At 62.4% G+C, this 15,780-nt stretch carries 14 protein-coding genes; 6 read left to right on the plus strand and 8 right to left on the minus strand.

Annotated features, from left to right (window positions below):
• Window positions 1-16 precede the first annotated feature (16 nt).
• The 4 genes from JL39_RS14510 to JL39_RS14525 all read right to left on the minus strand — a co-directional run bounded on the left by JL39_RS14510 (window position 17) and on the right by JL39_RS14525 (window position 4,912).
• On the minus strand, window positions 17-274 hold the full coding sequence (locus JL39_RS14510) for a hypothetical protein (protein ID WP_037151693.1): 258 nt from the start codon (window positions 272-274) through the stop codon (window positions 17-19).
• Between the two features lie 78 nt (window positions 275-352).
• Complete coding sequence (locus JL39_RS14515; RefSeq protein ID WP_037151696.1) at window positions 353-1,264, minus strand: DMT family transporter; 912 nt, start codon at window positions 1,262-1,264, stop codon at window positions 353-355.
• Window positions 1,261-3,663, minus strand: a complete 2,403-nt coding sequence (locus JL39_RS14520) for a PIG-L family deacetylase (protein WP_037151698.1) — start codon at window positions 3,661-3,663, stop codon at window positions 1,261-1,263. The genes JL39_RS14515 and JL39_RS14520 overlap by 4 nt, the downstream gene beginning before the upstream one ends.
• Window positions 3,664-3,682: 19 nt before the next feature.
• A complete protein-coding gene (locus JL39_RS14525) occupies window positions 3,683-4,912 on the minus strand; it encodes an ROK family protein (RefSeq protein ID WP_037151891.1) in 1,230 nt (409 codons plus the stop codon).
• Window positions 4,913-5,172: 260 nt separating this feature from the next.
• Here JL39_RS14525 and JL39_RS14530 point away from each other — a divergent pair, with 260 nt between their 5' ends.
• The 6 genes from JL39_RS14530 to JL39_RS14555 are packed head-to-tail and all read left to right on the plus strand — an operon-like array spanning window position 5,173 to window position 11,710.
• Window positions 5,173-6,438: an extracellular solute-binding protein gene (locus tag JL39_RS14530; protein WP_081952845.1), complete on the plus strand. Its 1,266-nt coding sequence runs from the start codon at window positions 5,173-5,175 to the stop codon at window positions 6,436-6,438.
• 15 nt (window positions 6,439-6,453) lie between these two features.
• Window positions 6,454-7,407: a sugar ABC transporter permease gene (locus tag JL39_RS14535; RefSeq protein WP_037151704.1), complete on the plus strand. Its 954-nt coding sequence runs from the start codon at window positions 6,454-6,456 to the stop codon at window positions 7,405-7,407.
• On the plus strand, window positions 7,404-8,255 hold the full coding sequence (locus JL39_RS14540; RefSeq protein ID WP_037151707.1) for a carbohydrate ABC transporter permease: 852 nt from the start codon (window positions 7,404-7,406) through the stop codon (window positions 8,253-8,255). The genes JL39_RS14535 and JL39_RS14540 overlap by 4 nt, the downstream gene beginning before the upstream one ends.
• A gap of 4 nt (window positions 8,256-8,259) precedes the next feature.
• A complete protein-coding gene (gene argH, locus JL39_RS14545) occupies window positions 8,260-9,774 on the plus strand; it encodes an argininosuccinate lyase (protein WP_037151711.1) in 1,515 nt (504 codons plus the stop codon).
• A complete protein-coding gene (ugpC, locus tag JL39_RS14550) occupies window positions 9,774-10,814 on the plus strand; it encodes a sn-glycerol-3-phosphate ABC transporter ATP-binding protein UgpC (RefSeq protein ID WP_037151715.1) in 1,041 nt (346 codons plus the stop codon). The genes argH and ugpC overlap by 1 nt, the downstream gene beginning before the upstream one ends.
• Complete coding sequence (locus JL39_RS14555; RefSeq protein ID WP_037151718.1) at window positions 10,811-11,710, plus strand: PfkB family carbohydrate kinase; 900 nt, start codon at window positions 10,811-10,813, stop codon at window positions 11,708-11,710. Before ugpC ends, JL39_RS14555 begins: the two co-directional genes overlap by 4 nt.
• Before the next feature lie 2 nt (window positions 11,711-11,712).
• Here JL39_RS14555 and JL39_RS14560 read toward each other — a convergent pair whose 3' ends face one another.
• The 4 genes from JL39_RS14560 to JL39_RS14575 are packed head-to-tail and all read right to left on the minus strand — an operon-like array spanning window position 11,713 to window position 15,587.
• The gene (locus JL39_RS14560) at window positions 11,713-12,714 is read right to left on the minus strand and encodes an ABC transporter ATP-binding protein (RefSeq protein ID WP_037151720.1); all 1,002 of its coding nucleotides are present in this window, start codon (window positions 12,712-12,714) and stop codon (window positions 11,713-11,715) included.
• Between the two features lie 11 nt (window positions 12,715-12,725).
• On the minus strand, window positions 12,726-13,790 hold the full coding sequence (locus JL39_RS14565; protein ID WP_037151723.1) for a Gfo/Idh/MocA family oxidoreductase: 1,065 nt from the start codon (window positions 13,788-13,790) through the stop codon (window positions 12,726-12,728).
• The gene (locus JL39_RS14570; RefSeq protein WP_037151726.1) at window positions 13,787-14,626 is read right to left on the minus strand and encodes a carbohydrate ABC transporter permease; all 840 of its coding nucleotides are present in this window, start codon (window positions 14,624-14,626) and stop codon (window positions 13,787-13,789) included. Before JL39_RS14570 ends, JL39_RS14565 begins: the two co-directional genes overlap by 4 nt.
• Window positions 14,627-14,636: 10 nt before the next feature.
• Window positions 14,637-15,587, minus strand: coding sequence for a sugar ABC transporter permease (locus JL39_RS14575; protein WP_037151730.1), 951 nt, complete (start codon window positions 15,585-15,587; stop codon window positions 14,637-14,639).
• Between the last annotated feature and the right edge of the window lie 193 nt (window positions 15,588-15,780).

Here is a 15,780-nt window from a genome sequence, read left to right on the forward strand (position 1 = left end):
TTCAAGACAAAAACCGTCACATCGTCAGCACAGAGTGCGAATGATCTGACGGCAGTCGGGGCGTGGGCTTTCGGGAGGTTGCAACGCCACGCGACAGCCGCACCTTGCGCGACCCCTTATCGTCAAACTCGCGCTGTCGGGCGTATGCAAGGTTATTGGCTGCCATTTCATCGCGATAATGCTGCCGATGGGCATCAGCCATCTGCCTGATGACGACCGTAAATACGCCGGCCAGAACCGTGACGCAGGAAAGAATGACGAATAGAGCGGCCATAGGCGCCTCCTTGTCTCTTTGTAACGACAAGGCCGGCAGAAAGTTCGACAACGAGGGTCTGATCCCGCTCACATTGGTTCACATCATCTTGCGCACAGCACGAGCGCGGCGCTGCTCAAGCCAAGCTGCTCCTTGAAGCGAGGCAAGTATGATGACCACTCCGGCCACCACCCGAACCTCCGGCACCTCGCCGAAGAAGACGTAACCGACGACCGTCACGAATACGATCGAGAGGTAGCCGACCGGCGCCAGCACGCTGGCATCGGCGATGCGGTAGGCCCGCAGGAAGCAGTATTGTCCCAATTGGGCGAGAAAGCCGATGCCGAGCAGCGGAAGCCAGTCGAACCGAGCCACCGGCTGCCATGTGAAGATGGCCGGCACGGCGGTGATGACGGCAAGGCCGACCGTGTAGAAAACCATCATCACGGTGGTATTCTCATCCTTCAGCGCGCGGGTCTGGATAATTGCCAGCGAACCGAAGACGACAGAGATCAGGACAACCAGGACCTCGATATCAAAGCTCTCGGTGCCCGGCGCCATGACGATCAATACGCCACCAAAGGCTACGGCCGCGCCAAGCCAGCGGATACGGCTCACCGTCTCGCCAAGCAAGGCGACCGCCATGGCCATGGTAATCAATGGCCGCGAAAAGCCGACGGCATTGACCGTGGCGAGCGGCAGCATGGTGATCGCCAGGAAATTGCTGGTGAGCGCGATCGCATTGCATGAGATGCGGAGAATATTCCGCCATGGGTGCTTGATGCGGACCATCTCCTCCCGATGGTGCCAGATGAGCGGCAGGATGAAGAGAAGTCCGATCATCGCCCGGATAAAGACGAGCTGGAACGCCGGGTAGGTTGCCCCTTGCGCCTTGACCAATGCCGTCATGCCGCCGGAAACCAGTGTCATGTCGAGCAGCAGCCAGCCGATCCCGATGCGGGCGTTTGATGCCTGCTCCTGGTCTGTTTCTATCGCCCCTTCCGTGCTCACGCCGGCTGCACGAGGTTCGCCATCAGCCGGAAGGCGCCGGGGACCAGCTTGTCGAGCTGGTGATGCAGCACGAGGCTAGTATGAGTGTGACGCCCCCTGCCGATCGCACCGGAGATCAGCGCGCCCTTCAGCGGCTGTTCGTTGACGTCATGCATGGCGAGCAGCGGTTCGTAGGCGTCATCCCAGCGGGAGACGAAATAGAGCCCGCGCTCCTTGTCCCATCCCTGCCAGTCTTCCGGGCCGATGACGTTGGGGCCTTTCAGGAGGACATGTTCCGGCGCAAGCACAGCAACTTCGGCGCGCGGATCGGTGACGCGCCAACGCAGCGAGGGCGAGCCGATATCGATGCGGCGGACCGGCGTTTCCTCCGGATTCCAGCCGTCGGTCGGCCGGTGATAGAGAGTGACGAGATGGCCGCCCTCTTCCACGAAGCGATGCAGGCGGCCAGTCGCGGCGGCGAGATCCTTGCGGATGCCGAAGGCGAAGATGCCGACGACGATGGTGGTGAACCGCGAAAGATCGCCGGACAGCGCCTGCGCATCGAGTTCGGTGACGTCGAGCCCCATGCGGGCGAGCCACAGGCCGGCGCGATCCGCTCCGCCGCCCACGTAGCCGACGCGGGCGCCTTCCGGTAGCTTCAAGTCGAGCGAGAGGATTTTCAGCATCGCCGGGGCGCGGAAGCTCGCGCGGCCGATATGCCTGTAGGCGATCGGCGTGACTTGGAAGGCAGGGCGGCCATCGACCTGCGGTTCGATTTCGACGAGGCCGGGCCTGACGGCATCGGTCGCGGACGCGATCCAGTCGCCGTCGGCCTTCTTCATCGTCCAGCCGGCCGGCGTCCTGAAGGAGACCGGCGCGTCGACGCCGGAGATATCCGCCTTGACCAGCCATTCGGTCTGCTTCGTGCCGAGCGGAACCACCAGCGCATCGGGCAGCAGGGTCAGCGACTGAGCAGGTGCGACCGCGAACGGTTCTTCCAGATCGAAGGTGCCGGTAACGGTCCGGCCGGCGATTTCGGCCGAGACCTTTACATGCGCATGGCCATTGCCGCCCATCGCCGACCAGGCGGGAAGGTAAAGATCGGAAAGCGGCGCGTCGGAGGCGGCGGTCAGCGCGAAAAGCCGGTCATGGGTGAACGACTGAACGGACGACGAGACACCGGCCGGCAGAACCGGAACGACATCGACCTTGTGATCCGAAGCGCCTTCCCCGAGTTCGACGGTGAGTATCGCTGCACCGCCGGGCGATATGACGGAAGGCACGGCATAGGCGCGCTCGAAGACTGCAGCCGCATCCAGGATCGCCGCATCGACTTCCATCTGCTTGCGCGCGATACGGTGGCCATGCAGGGCCATGAATTCTTCCGGCGCGGAGGAAGCAACAATGTCAAGCCAGCCGGCCGCTTCGGCCAGCGCCTTGATGATTGCATCGCGATCCGGAAAGGCCGAAATGGCCACCGCAATCGCACTATCCGCCGATCGCAACGCATTCGCCGCATCGCTCGGAAGATCGGAAAAATCGGCAAGCGCTGAAAGCGAAGTCGGCAGGTTTTCAAGAACGGACTGTTCAGCCACCGAACCGGCGGCGGAGAGCTTCAGATGCAGCTCCCATTGCCGCTCCGGCCGTTTCGGCCAATGCCCCATGCCCTGGGAGGCATGATAATAGCGCGACCATTCGCCGATCCGGTCGTATTCAGCACCTGTCGCAGGCTCGCGGCCTTCCGCCAGCACCGTCACGGTCGTATCCGGCGGCGGCACCTCGTCGTCGTAAGTGTCACCGCCTCCCGACCACGCCGGCAGGTAATATTTCGCGACCTGCCAGGGCCTCAGGCCCTCGGCGAAATGCTCCGGATAGGCATTGGGGTCGGCGGCGAGTGCAATCGCCGCCTCGGCGGCCCGCGTCATGGCACGGTGATGGCCGTGCTGGCCCGGCACATCGAGGAATGTCGGAATGACAATATCCGGCCGCTCCATGCGGTAGGCGCGCACCAGACGCTCCACCGTGCGGGCTTCGCCCCAGCGGATGAACGTGGCGTCGCCATCCTTGGAGAAGCCGAAATCGTGGACCGGATCGGATGGACCATGGCCAAGCCAGGAAACATCCGAGTCAATCGCGCGGGCCGCTTCCTCAAGTTCGCGGGAGCGCAGCACGCCGAGCGGGCCGAGCCGCTCAGGACCCAGCGCATTCTGGCCGCCCTCGCCGCGGGTCGAACAGGCGATGATGACGCGCATGCCGAGGCCGAGGCGAAACCAGGCGAGCATGCCGTTCTGCTCGTCGTCCGGATGCGCCCCCGTGTTCATCATCGTGACCGTCGCTTTCAGCCGCGAAAGCTTGCGATGGAGCCGGACGAGCGAGGGATCGGCCATCTGCCGTTCAATGCGTTCGCGGGCGGTCAGCATGAAATCTTCTCCCAATATGTCAGACAGGAATATCGGCAAGCCCCGCAAGCGAAGTCTCGAGCTTGGGTGTCACCATGTCGAAAAGCGGAAGGGCCGCAGCGCCGAGCGCGGCCGTCAACTGGCCCGTCTTTCCGCGCAGCACGCGCGGCAGGGCGCGCTGGCGGCGGCTGGCGACCGAGGTGGGCAGGTTGTTGCCCAGGCGGGTGATGATATCGTCAATGACGACGTCCGGAAGCGCGCCGCCCAGGATCACCGTCTGCGGGTCAAGGATGTTTTCGAGCATCGCCACCATCGGGCCGAGATAGGTGGCAGCCTCGTCCACCCACTCCTCCACGACCGGATGATTTGCGGCATGAAGCCTCTCGATATCGGCGAACTCGCATTCCGGGATACCGGCGCAGCCAAGTTTCTCCTTCAGCACATAGACGGAGGCGTAACCTTCCAGGCAGCCGAGCTGACCGCAGGAAGGGCAGGGTCGTCCCTTGGGAACGACGGTCACGTGGCCGATTTCGCCGGCATTGCCGAAGGCACCGCGATAGGGCGCGCCGTCCTGAATGATCCCCAGCCCGATGCCGACGCCGAAATAGATCATGCAGAAATTGGATATCGTCAGCCCCGCGCCAAACAGGCGTTCGCCGACGGCGGCGGCGGTCGCATCGTTTTCGACCACGACCGTATGTCCGCAGGCCTCGCCCAGCGCCTGCGCCGCATCGAGGCCGGCCCAGCCGGGAAGCGTGGTCGGACCGACCGACGTCATGCCGTCGATCTCGAAGGGGCCCGGCATGACGACGCCGGTGCCAAGCAATTTCGACCCCACAGATTTCTCGACGGTCGAAAGTTCCGACGTAAAGGCCGAAAGAATATGCTCCGGTGTCGTGTCCTTAAGGGAAGTGATCCGCTTCTCCCTTAGCCTGCCGGACAGATCGAGGGCGACAGTGACCATGCGGTCGGCAGCGATTTCCACGCCGATCGTCGCGCCACCCTCCGGATTCACCGCAAACTGGATGGGCGGTTGGCCGCGCCCGGAACGCAGGCGTCCCATTTCCATCAGCAGCCCCTCGCCCACCAGCTCGTCGACGATATTGGCAACGGCCTGGGGGGTGAGCTGCGTGATCTTGGCGATATGGGCGCGTCCAAGCGAACCGTGCCGGCGCACCACATCCAGCACGACGCGGCGGTTGTGATCGCGGCTTCGTTCGGGGTTCTTGCCGATGGCCACCGGGTGCGTGCCGATCGTGTGTATCGTCATGTCGCCGACCTTCCGTTCCAGGCGATTCATAGCGCCGGAAATCGGTTTCCGGCAATAGAATAATTCAAGTAAATTATCTTATTGACAAACGGCCTCAGTCGGGGAACCGTAAGGAAAGGGCTGAGGCGAAGGGGTCGCAGCACTTCAAACGGGAGGCATCGAAGCGATCCTTCCGGAAACCAAAAAACGCATCGGATCGCGCAATGCGGCCGAATGCAGGGAACAATCAAACCCCAAGACCGGCGGACCCGGCGGGGCAAATGGAGGCTCACATGCGCAAGGCAACCTTGTTCGCCGGTCTCGTCGCCGGCTTCAGCACGTTCGCATTCAACGCCGCGCAGGCGGTCGAAATCGAATACTGGCAATATGTGTTCGATACGCGCGTGAAGGCGATGGACCAGCTTATCGCCGAGTTCCAGAAGGCCAATCCGGATATCACCGTCAAGCAGGTCACCTTCCCCTATGCCGATTACCAGACCCGCGTGATCGCCGCCAACATGTCCGGCAACGGCCCGGACGTCATGCAGCTCTTCTATGGCTGGCTCGACAAGTTTGCGGCCGGCGGCATCCTGCAGCCGCTGCCGACCGACGCCTTCCCGCATGACAAGATCGAGAGCGAGTTCTTCCCGATCGTGACCGCGATGAAGCGCGGCGACGACTATTACGGACTGCCGACGGCCGTTCGCTCGCTCGCCCTTTTCTACAACAAGAAGCTCTTCACAGAGGCCGGCCTCGACCCGAACAACCCGCCGAAAACGCTCGATGAATATGTCGCCGCGGCCGAGAAGATCGCCAAGCACGATGCCGCGGGCAACCTGACGGTGGCCGGCTCCACGCTCGACATGGGCGGCCAGGACCACCAATGGTGGCGCGAGGTGCTGATCCGCCAGTTCGGCGGCGTTCCCTATACCGACAACGACCAGAAGGTTGCCTATGACAGTGAGGCTGGCATCAAGGCGCTGAAATTCTACACGAGCCTGCAGCTTGAAAAGAAGATCGGTCAGGCCGGTTTCATGGACGAAGGCCAGGCCGCCTTCCGCGGCGGCAAGGCCGGCATGACGATCGACGGCACGTTCCGCCTCGGCTCCTTCCGGACCATCAAGGATTTCGAATGGGGCGTGACCGAACTGCCCGCCAATGCCGAGGGCGTGCGCTCCAATTATGCCAGCTATTTCGCAAACGGCATCGGCGCCAAGACCACGGGCGAGGAACTCGAAGCCTCCAAGAAATTCCTGGCCTATATCTCCTCTCCGGCAGCCATGGACATCTGGCTGAAGACGGTCGGCGAACTGCCGGCACGCCGTTCCGCCGCTCTCACCGAAGCGAACCTCAAGGACCCGATCTACGGACCATTCCTGAAGGGCCTGGAATACGCCCATACCACGCTGTTCCTAGATGAAGCCGCCCAGCGCCAGAATGCCATCGACATGGCAAACCGCGTGCTGCTCGAAGGCCAATCCGTCGAGGATTCCATCAGCCAAGCGGCGCAGGCCGAGCAGGAAATCATCGACTCGGCCAAGCCGTAATCCCTGGAGCCGGTCATGGCATCGATCGAACAGCGGGGGACGGCATCCGGCCGTCCCGGCGGATCTCCAGGGATATCCTTTGGGGACCGCCTTTCCATGCGGACGAAGCGGCTTCTCTGGGTCTGGGGATTCCTGGTTCTGCCTATCCTCTTCTATGCGGTCATCCGCTTCTATCCCACCGCGCAAGCCTTCTGGCTGTCCTTCACCAACTGGGACCTGCTCCGGCCGGCGAAATTCATCGGGATCGCCAATTATACCAAGCTGTTCAAGGACCCGCAGTTCTGGAAGGTGTTCCGGAATACCTTCACCTACCTGATCATCGGTATGCCGATCAGCCTCGTGCTCTCCTTCACGATCGCCTTCTTTCTCGACCGCGTGCGCTTCATGCACGGCTTCATCCGGGCGCTCTATTTCCTGCCCTATCTCACGACCGCCGCGGCGATGGCCTGGGTCTGGCGCTGGTTCTACCAGCCGCCGCCGATCGGCATCATCAACGACGTGTTCGGCATGCTCGGCATTCCGCAGCAGCCCTTTATCCGCTCCGTGGACCAGGCGCTCTATTCGATCATGATCACCGCCATATGGGCGGGTCTCGGCTTCCAGATCATCATCTTCATGGCCGGGCTTCGCGCCATCCCGACCACCTTCTACGAGGCCGCCCGTATCGACGGCCTCGGCGAATGGGCGATCCTGCGCAAGATCACCCTGCCGCTCCTCAAACCCACGACCGTATTCCTGGTGGTCTTCTCGTCGATCGGCTTCCTGCGCATCTTCGACCAAGTCTACAACATGACCACCAACGACCCCGGCGGGCCGCTGGGGTCGACCAAGCCGCTGGTGCTTATGATCTACCAGACAGCCTTCAACTCCTATGCCATGGGCTATGCCGCGGCGCAGACGGTGGTGCTCTTCTCCATCCTGCTTGTCGTATCGCTGCTGCAGCTCTTCATCCTGAGGGAAAAGAAATGAGCGACGCTGCACCCTCCCCGCCGCTCTACAAGGCCGATGTCCGCCCCGGCAGGATCATTGCCTGGACACTGCTCTTCATCGGCGGGCTGATCATGGTCTCGCCGCTCGCCTTCATGTTCTCCACCTCGCTGAAGACGGCCGACCAGGTCTACGACCTGCGCCTCATCCCTGCCGCGCCGACGCTCGCCAACTATATCGCCGTTCTGGCGGACGGGCGCTTCATGCGCTGGTTCTTCAACTCGATGCTGGTCGCCACGATCGTCACGCTGTCCAACTGCTTCTTCGACAGCCTGGTCGGCTATACGCTCGCCAAGTTCGAGTTCCGCGGCCGCTATTTCATCTTTCTCGCCATCCTCTCGACGCTGATGATCCCGACCGAGATGCTGGTCATCCCGTGGTACCTGATGTCGAGCCAGCTCGGGTGGCTCGACAGCTATTGGGGCATCATGTTTCCCGGCATGATGACCGCTTTCGGCACCTTCCTGATGAAGCAGTTCTTCGAAACGGTGCCGAACGACTTCATCGAGGCGGCCCGCGTCGACGGTCTCAACGAATTCCAGATCTGGTGGAAGGTCGCCATGCCGCTCGTCACGCCGGCGCTCTCGGCGCTCGCCATCTTCACCTTCCTCGGCAACTGGACGGCCTTCTTCTGGCCGCTGATCGTCACCACCAGCAAGGAACTCTATACGCTGCCGGTCGGGCTTTCGAGCTTTGCCGTGGAGCAGCAGATCCAGTGGGAAATGATCATGACGGGGGCGGCGATCGCCACCATTCCCACGCTCATCGTCTTCCTCGTCCTGCAGCGCTACATCGTCCGCGGCGTCATGCTGGCGGGCCTGAAAGGATAATGCCATGGCGGACATCAACCCACGCCTTTCCGACACCAGCAAGTTCCCCGATCCGGTCTACAAGGAGACCGTGCTCAAGCCGCTCTTCGACGGCGCCAAGAGCCATCACGTCGACGGTTTCCGCCGCATCGACCGCGCCCATCTCGTGATGCTCGTCGAGACCGGCATCCTTGATCTGGACCTTGCCGGCAAGATCGCCGATGCACTGGAAGCGATCGACAGGGAGATCGATCCCTCGACACTCGTCTATACCGGCGAAGTGGAGGACTTCTTCTTCCTGATCGAGAAGGAGCTGAAGGCCCGCATCGGCGTCGACATCGCCGGCCGGCTGCACACCGCCCGCTCCCGCAACGATATAGACCACACGCTCTTCAAGCTCGGCCTGAAAGACAAGATCGACGTGCTGATGGGCAAGACCAGGCTGTTGCTTGCCGCGATGATCGATGCGGCCGGGCGCGAGAAATCCACCCTGATCGTTGCCTATACACATGGCCAGCCCGCCCAGCCGACGACCTTCGGCCATTATCTCTCGGCGGCAATCGAAGTGCTGATCCGCGATATCGAGCGCTTTGCCGAGGCCCGCCGCATCGTCGACCTCTCGCCCATGGGGGCTGCGGCGATCACCACGTCGGGCTTCCCGATCGACCGTGCCCGCGTCGCCGAACTGCTCGGCTTTTCCGCGCCGCTGCGCAACTCCTATTCCTGTATCGCGGCGGTCGACTATACGACCGCCACCTATTCGGCCATCGAGCTGATGTTCCTGCATCTCGGCCGCCTCATCCAGGACTTCCAGTTCTGGACGAGCTTCGAAGTGGGCCAGATCTACGTGCCGAACGCGCTGGTGCAGATTTCCTCGATCATGCCGCAGAAGCGCAATCCGGTGCCGATCGAGCATCTGCGCCATCTCGCCAGCCAGACTTTTGGGCGAGCGCGGACCGTGCTCGACGTGATGCACAACACCCCTTTCACCGACATGAATGACAGCGAAGGCGAGACGCAGGGCATGGGCTACGAGGCCTTCGCCTCCGCCTCGCGCGTGCTCGATCTGCTGGCAGCCCTGATCAGCCAGATCAGCATCGACCCGGAGCGCGTCGACCAGAACATCCGCCGATCCTGCATCACCATCACCGAGCTTGCCGACTCGCTGGTGCGGATCGAAGGCCTCTCCTTCCGCGAGGCGCACGAGATTGCCGCAGCGACGGCGAAACGCGTCGTCGCCGCCAAGGGCGATCTTACCAATGACGGTTACGAGCCCTTTCTCAAGGCCTTCGAACATTCGGTAGGCCGCAAGCCTTCGGTCGATCTCGCGAAGTTCAGGGAGATCGTCTCGCCGGAACATTTCGTCGCCGTGCGCGCCCGATTCGGCGGCCCGGCACTCGAGCCGATGCAGGATGCGCTCAAGGCCTATCGCGAAAAGCTCGCGCTCTTCGAAGCTGCGGCGAAGGAAGCTGCCGATCATGAGGCCGCTGCTGCTGCGGAATTGAAAGAAAAGTTCACCGCGCTTACGGGAGCCCGCTGATGGCGACGATAGAACTTGAAAAACTCGTAAAGCGCTACGGCAAGGTCGAAGCCGTCAAGGGCATCGATCTTTCGATCGCCGATGGCGAATTCGTCGTCTTCGTCGGCCCGTCCGGCTGCGGCAAATCGACAACGCTCAGGATGATCGCCGGCCTTGAGGAGATTTCGGACGGCACGCTGAAGATCGGCGATGCGGTGGTCAACCAGCGCGAGCCGAAACAACGCAACATCGCCATGGTGTTCCAGAACTATGCGATCTATCCGCATATGACGGTGCGTCAGAATATCGGCTTCGGCCTCTACACGTCGAAGCTCAGCAAGGCCGAGAAAGACAAGCGGATCGAGGAAGCGGGCAAGATCCTCGGGTTGGAAGCCCTGCTCGACCGCCGGCCGGCCGCGCTTTCCGGCGGCCAGCGCCAGCGCGTCGCGATCGGCCGCGCCATGGTGCGCGATCCGGCCGCCTTCCTGTTCGACGAGCCCCTGTCCAACCTCGACGCTCAGCTTCGCTCGCAGATGCGCATCGAGATCAAGCGCCTGCACCAACGGCTGAAGACCACCACCGTCTATGTCACCCACGACCAGATCGAAGCCATGACCATGGCCGACCGGATCGTGGTGATGAAGGACGGTAATATCCTGCAGGTCGGCACGCCGTCGGAACTCTATGAAAGCCCGGTGGACGTCTTCACCGCCCGCTTTATCGGCAGCCCGTCGATGAACCTCGTGCGCGGCAGGCGCAACGGCTCCGGCGTGGACATGGCTTCCGCAGGCGATATCCTGATCGGGGTCAGGCCGCACGACCTGATCGCCCATGCCAAGACAGTAGACAGCGATGGCTTCAGACTGACGGGAACGGTAACCGCCGTGGAGCCACTGGGACCTGAAACACTGGTTCATCTGGACATTGCCGGCGCCTCGGTGATAGCGACGGCGCGGGACAAATCCATACCGGCCGTCGGCAGCGAGTTCACCTGCGAAGCCGCGCCCGGCAGCCTTTACCTCTTCGATGCCAGCACAGAGAAATTTCTGGGCCGTTCATGATGACGCATACAGAGACTAGATCCGCGGTGCTCAGCATCGGGCGGGTCTATTGCGACCTTATTTTCACGGGCCTCGATCACCTGCCGGTGTTGGGGCGCGAGCTTTTTGCAAGTGGCATGGAGATCGCGGCGGGCGGCGGCGCCTTCATCGCCGCAGCGCATATGGCGCATGCCGGGCGCAAGGTGGCGCTCGCCGCACGGATTGGCATGGATTCGCTGTCAGCCGGTGTCGAGGCACAGCTCCGCGAGAGCAGGGTCGACCTGCGTTTCGTCGAACATGCCGGGGATGCCGGCCCGCAGATTACCGTGGCCGCCGTCGTCGGGCAGGACCGGGCCTTCCTCACCCGCCGGGCCGGGCCGGCACTGCCCGCGACGCTTGATGCCGCGCTCGATTGGGAGGAGGCATGCCATCTTCACATTGCCGAGTATGCGACACTGCATGAAATCCCCGACCTCGTCTCCCGCGCCAAGGAAAGGGGGCTGACCGTCTCGCTCGATCCGAGCTGGGATGCGACCCTGATCTATGACCGCGGCCTGCTTCGCGCCTGCGAGGGCGTCGATCTCTTCCTGCCGAACCTGGAGGAAGCGGAGGCGATCACCGGTTCGGCCGATCCCCAGGTTGCGATCCGCAAGCTGTCGCTCGCCTTTCCACTGGTGGTCCTGAAGGGTGGCGCTGAAGGCGCCTGGGTGATGTCAAGCGGCCGGATGCTGCATGCGCCGGCCGAGACCGTGCCGGTCATTGATACGACCGGTGCCGGCGACGCCTTCAATGCCGGATTCATCAACGCCTGGCTGAATGGAGCCTCGGAAGAGATATGCCTTCGGGCCGGCATCCGTTTCGGCAGCCTGGCGGTCCAGGCGGCCGGCGGCGCCAGGCTGCTCACGACCGCGGAATAAACTCAGGCGATTGCGCGGTCGTTTGCGTCGAAGCGATGCAGGCTTGCCTTGTCGGGCGTGGCGAACACCACGTCGTCCGGCATGTGGCGATGTTCCCCGAACAGGCGGACGGTCAAGAGGCCAGTCGCCTCGGTCTCCAGATAGACGATCGTATCGGCGCCCAAGTGTTCCACATGGATGACCTTGCCCTTCCAGTCGCCGTTTTCACGCGAGAGGGCTATATGCTCCGGGCGGATGCCGATGGTCTTGGCGCCGGCGTCGCCCAGCTTTTCGGCCGGGATGAAGTTCATCTGCGGTGAACCGATGAAGCCGGCCACGAAAATATTAGCCGGCTTATTATAAAGCTCCATGGGTGAGCCAACCTGCTCGATCGTGCCGGCATTCAGCACGACGATCTTGTCCGCCAGCGTCATCGCCTCGACCTGGTCGTGGGTGACGTAGATCATCGTCGCTTTCAGCCGCCGGTGCAGGCCGGCGATCTCCAGGCGCGTCTGCACACGCAGCGCCGCATCGAGGTTCGAGAGCGGCTCGTCGAACAGGAAAAGTTTCGGTTCGCGCACGATAGCGCGGCCGATCGCGACGCGCTGGCGCTGACCGCCGGACAATTCGGCAGGGCGGCGAGTGAGATAGGGATCGAGCGACAGCATGGAGGACGCCTTGGCGACACGCTTGTCGATCTCTGCCTTTTCTGTGCCGGCCTGTTTCAGGCCAAGGCCCATATTGTCCTTGACCGTCAGGTGCGGATAGAGCGCATAGGACTGGAACACCATGGCAATGCCGCGTTTGGCAGGCGGCACATTGATGACCTCGGCGCCATCGATCCTCACGCTGCCCGATGTCGCGTCCTCAAGGCCGGCTATCACTCGCAGCAACGTAGACTTGCCGCAGCCGGAGGGGCCGACGAAGATGACGAATTCTCCGTCCTTCACCTCGAGATCGATGCCCTTCAGCACCTCGTGGGTGCCGAAGGCCTTGCGGATGGATTTCAGTTCAAGGGAACCCAAGGGCTTTTTCCTTAAAGTTTCACGGGCCTGCCGGTGCGCACGCTTTCATCCGCAGCAAGGCAGATGCGCAGCGACTGCACGGCATCATCCATGTGGCGGGTGAGATCGATATCCTCGCGGATGGCTTTCAGCACATAGGCCTGTTCGAGATCGCAGAGTTTCTGGTGATCCGGTTCGCCGGTCATCGACAGATCCTCGTCGGGGCGGATGAACAGGCCGTCCGGGCCGGTCTCGGCCGAATGGACGCGGATCACCGAGGTTTTCGTATGTGTATCGATGTCGTCGGATTTCGCCTTCGCGTCGACGAGGATCGAGACCGAGCCCTTGGGCGACATGACGTCCTTCACGAAGAAGGCCATTTCCGACATCATCGGGCCCCAACCCGCCTCGTACCAGCCGACCGAGCCGTCCTCGAACAACACTTGCATGTGGCCGTAGTTGTACATATCCGGCGCGACCTCTTCGGTCATGCGCAGCCCCATGCCGCGCACTTCGACCGCTTTGGCATCGGTAATCTGGCACCAGACGTCGACATAATGCACGCCGCAATCGACGATCGGCGGGGTCGTCTGCATCAGCGCCTTATGCACGTCCCACTTGTCGCCGGAGGACTGCTGGTTGAGGTTCATGCGGAACACGTACGGAGGCCCGAGCTTGCGGGCCTCCGCGATCAGCCGCATCCAGGACGGATGATGGCGGAGGATATAGCCGACCACCAGCTTGCGGTCATGCTTCCTGGCGGCCGCAACGACGCGCTCGGCATCGGCAACGGTGGTCGCCAGCGGCTTTTCGACGAAGACGTGGCAGCCGGCCTCGAAAGCCATGACGGCATAGTCCGCGTGGCTGTCGGAATAGGTGTTGATCGAGCAGAGATCCGGCTTCGTCTCCCGCAATGCCCGCTCGAAGTCCGTAAAGAGCGGATAGGCATCGAGTTCGCCCGGCAGGTCGCGCTTGGTGCGATTGACGAGACCGACGATCTCGAAGCCCGCATTGTCGTAATAGGCCAGTGCATGGCTCCTGCCCATATTGCCGAGGCCGGCGACAAGGACACGGATGGGACGATTGGACGGGTTCACTTGACGGCTCCGGAGGTAATGCCGCGGATCAATTGCCGCGAGAAGATGACGTATAGAACCATGACCGGCAGAATGGCGAGCGACAGCGCCGAGAGGACCGCATTCCAGTTGGTGACGAACTGGCCGATGAACATCTGCGCACCAAGCGTGACCGTCTTGGTGCTTTCGCCGGGGGCGAGGATCAGCGGGAACCAGAGGTCGTTCCAGATCGGGATCATGGTGAAGACTGCGACCGTCGCCATGGCCGGACGCACCAGCGGCAGGACGAGGCGGAAGAAGATCGCGTATTCCGAAAGCCCGTCGATCCGGCCGGCATTCTTCAGGTCGTCCGAGACGGTGCGCATGAATTCCGACAGGATGAAGATGGCAAGCGGCAGGCCCTGCGCTGTGTAGACGAGGATCAGCGATGTCAGCGTGTTGACGAGGCCGGCCGCCACCATGCCCTGCAGGATCGCCACCGTGCCGAGGCGGATCGGGATCATGATGCCGAGCGCCAGGTAAAGCCCCATCAGCGTATTGCCGCGGAAGCGGTATTCGGAGAGCGCGAAGGCGGCCATGGCGCCGGTGAGCAGAACCAGCGCGATCGACACGACCGTGACGATCAGGCTGTTCTGGAAATAGCCGACGAAATCGCCCTGGTTCAGCACGGTCTGGTAGCCGATCAGGCTGAAGGTCGACGGCGTCGGTAGCGCCATCGGCTCTCGGAAGATGGCATTGCGGCTCTTGAACGAATTGACCAGCGTCAGGAAGACCGGGAAAAGCGCCACCAGCGTATAGGCGATCAGCGCCAGGTGAATGAGCGCAGTGCGCAGCGGAGCGGAGCGGGCTTTCGACATGTCCGTCTCCTCAGAACTGATAGCGGCGCATGCGCCGCTGGATGACGAAGAGATAGAGCGAGACGCCGGCGAGGATGATGAGGAACATCACGGCAGCGATGGTGGCGCCCATCGAGCGGTCGCCCATCTGGTTCTGGAACCCGAAGAAGGTGCGGTAGAGCAGCGTGCCCAGGATATCCGTCGAGCCGTTCGGGCCGGCGAGTGCCCCCTGCACCGTGTAGATCAGGTCGAAGGCGTTGAAATTGCCGACGAAGGTCAGTACCGAGACGATGCCGATCGAGGGCAGGATGAGCGGCAGCTTGATCTTCCAGAACTGGCTCCAGCCGGTAATGCCGTCGCACTCGGCGGCTTCCAGCACCTCGTCGGGAATGTTCAAGAGCGCCGCATAGATCAGCATCATCGGAATGCCGACATATTGCCAGACCGAGATCAGCGAGACGGTGACGAGCGCCGTTTCCGGCTTGCCGAGCCAGGGCGCGAAGGCCCATTTCAGTCCCACCCAATCCATCATGCCGGGCGCAATGCCCCAGATCGGCGAAAGGATGAGCTTCCAGATGAAGCCGACGATGACGAAGGAAAGCAGTGTCGGCACAAAGATCGCCGAACGGTAGAAGGCGGCGAAGCGCAGGTTCGGCGCCGACAGCATGGCGGCGATGGCAATGCCGACCGGGTTCTGCACAAGCATATGGATGATGAAGAAGATGACGTTGTTGCCAAGCGCATTCCAGAAATCGGCGGAAAGCCTCGGATCGCTGAAGAGGACGCGGAAATTGTTGAAGCCGACGAAAGCAAGCTGGCCTTCGACCATGTTGAAGAGCGAGAGCCTCAGCGTTTCGATGAGCGGCAGGATCATCACCGCCGTATAGACGAGGAAGGCCGGCGCCAGGAAGACGAGGATATGCCAGCGAGCGGGCCGCTTCACCGGGACGATCTCGGTATCGGTCATGTCGGTATCGCTCATGGCGCGGGTTCCGGTCTTTAGTTACGGCGTGTGCAGGATGTTACGGCAATGCTCCTCATCCGGCTACCGCCACCTTCTCCCCGTTTTGACGGGGAGAAGGAATATGCCGCAAGGGTTTCCTCCATCTCGAAGGTCGAGCGAGGCAGGTCCCCTCTCCCCGCAAGCGGGGAGAGGGTTAGGGTGAGGGGCAGAT

Source organism: Rhizobium sp. YS-1r, assembly GCF_000757525.1.
GTDB lineage: Bacteria > Pseudomonadota > Alphaproteobacteria > Rhizobiales > Rhizobiaceae > Neorhizobium > Neorhizobium petrolearium.

Excerpts from the sequence above, each read along its gene's own strand:
- JL39_RS14510 (WP_037151693.1), bottom strand. The coding sequence starts at position 274 with ATGGCCGCTCTATTCGTCATTCTTTCCTGCGTCACGGTTCTGGCCGGC.
- JL39_RS14520 (WP_037151698.1), bottom strand. The coding sequence starts at position 3,663 with ATGCTGACCGCCCGCGAACGCATTGAACGGCAGATGGCCGATCCCTCG.
- JL39_RS14525 (WP_037151891.1), bottom strand. The coding sequence starts at position 4,912 with ATGACGATACACACGATCGGCACGCACCCGGTGGCCATCGGCAAGAAC.
- JL39_RS14530 (WP_081952845.1), top strand. The coding sequence starts at position 5,173 with ATGGAGGCTCACATGCGCAAGGCAACCTTGTTCGCCGGTCTCGTCGCC.
- JL39_RS14535 (WP_037151704.1), top strand. The coding sequence starts at position 6,454 with ATGGCATCGATCGAACAGCGGGGGACGGCATCCGGCCGTCCCGGCGGA.
- JL39_RS14540 (WP_037151707.1), top strand. The coding sequence starts at position 7,404 with ATGAGCGACGCTGCACCCTCCCCGCCGCTCTACAAGGCCGATGTCCGC.
- argH (WP_037151711.1), top strand. The coding sequence starts at position 8,260 with ATGGCGGACATCAACCCACGCCTTTCCGACACCAGCAAGTTCCCCGAT.
- ugpC (WP_037151715.1), top strand. The coding sequence starts at position 9,774 with ATGGCGACGATAGAACTTGAAAAACTCGTAAAGCGCTACGGCAAGGTC.
- JL39_RS14555 (WP_037151718.1), top strand. The coding sequence starts at position 10,811 with ATGATGACGCATACAGAGACTAGATCCGCGGTGCTCAGCATCGGGCGG.
- JL39_RS14570 (WP_037151726.1), bottom strand. The coding sequence starts at position 14,626 with ATGTCGAAAGCCCGCTCCGCTCCGCTGCGCACTGCGCTCATTCACCTG.
- JL39_RS14575 (WP_037151730.1), bottom strand. The coding sequence starts at position 15,587 with ATGAGCGATACCGACATGACCGATACCGAGATCGTCCCGGTGAAGCGG.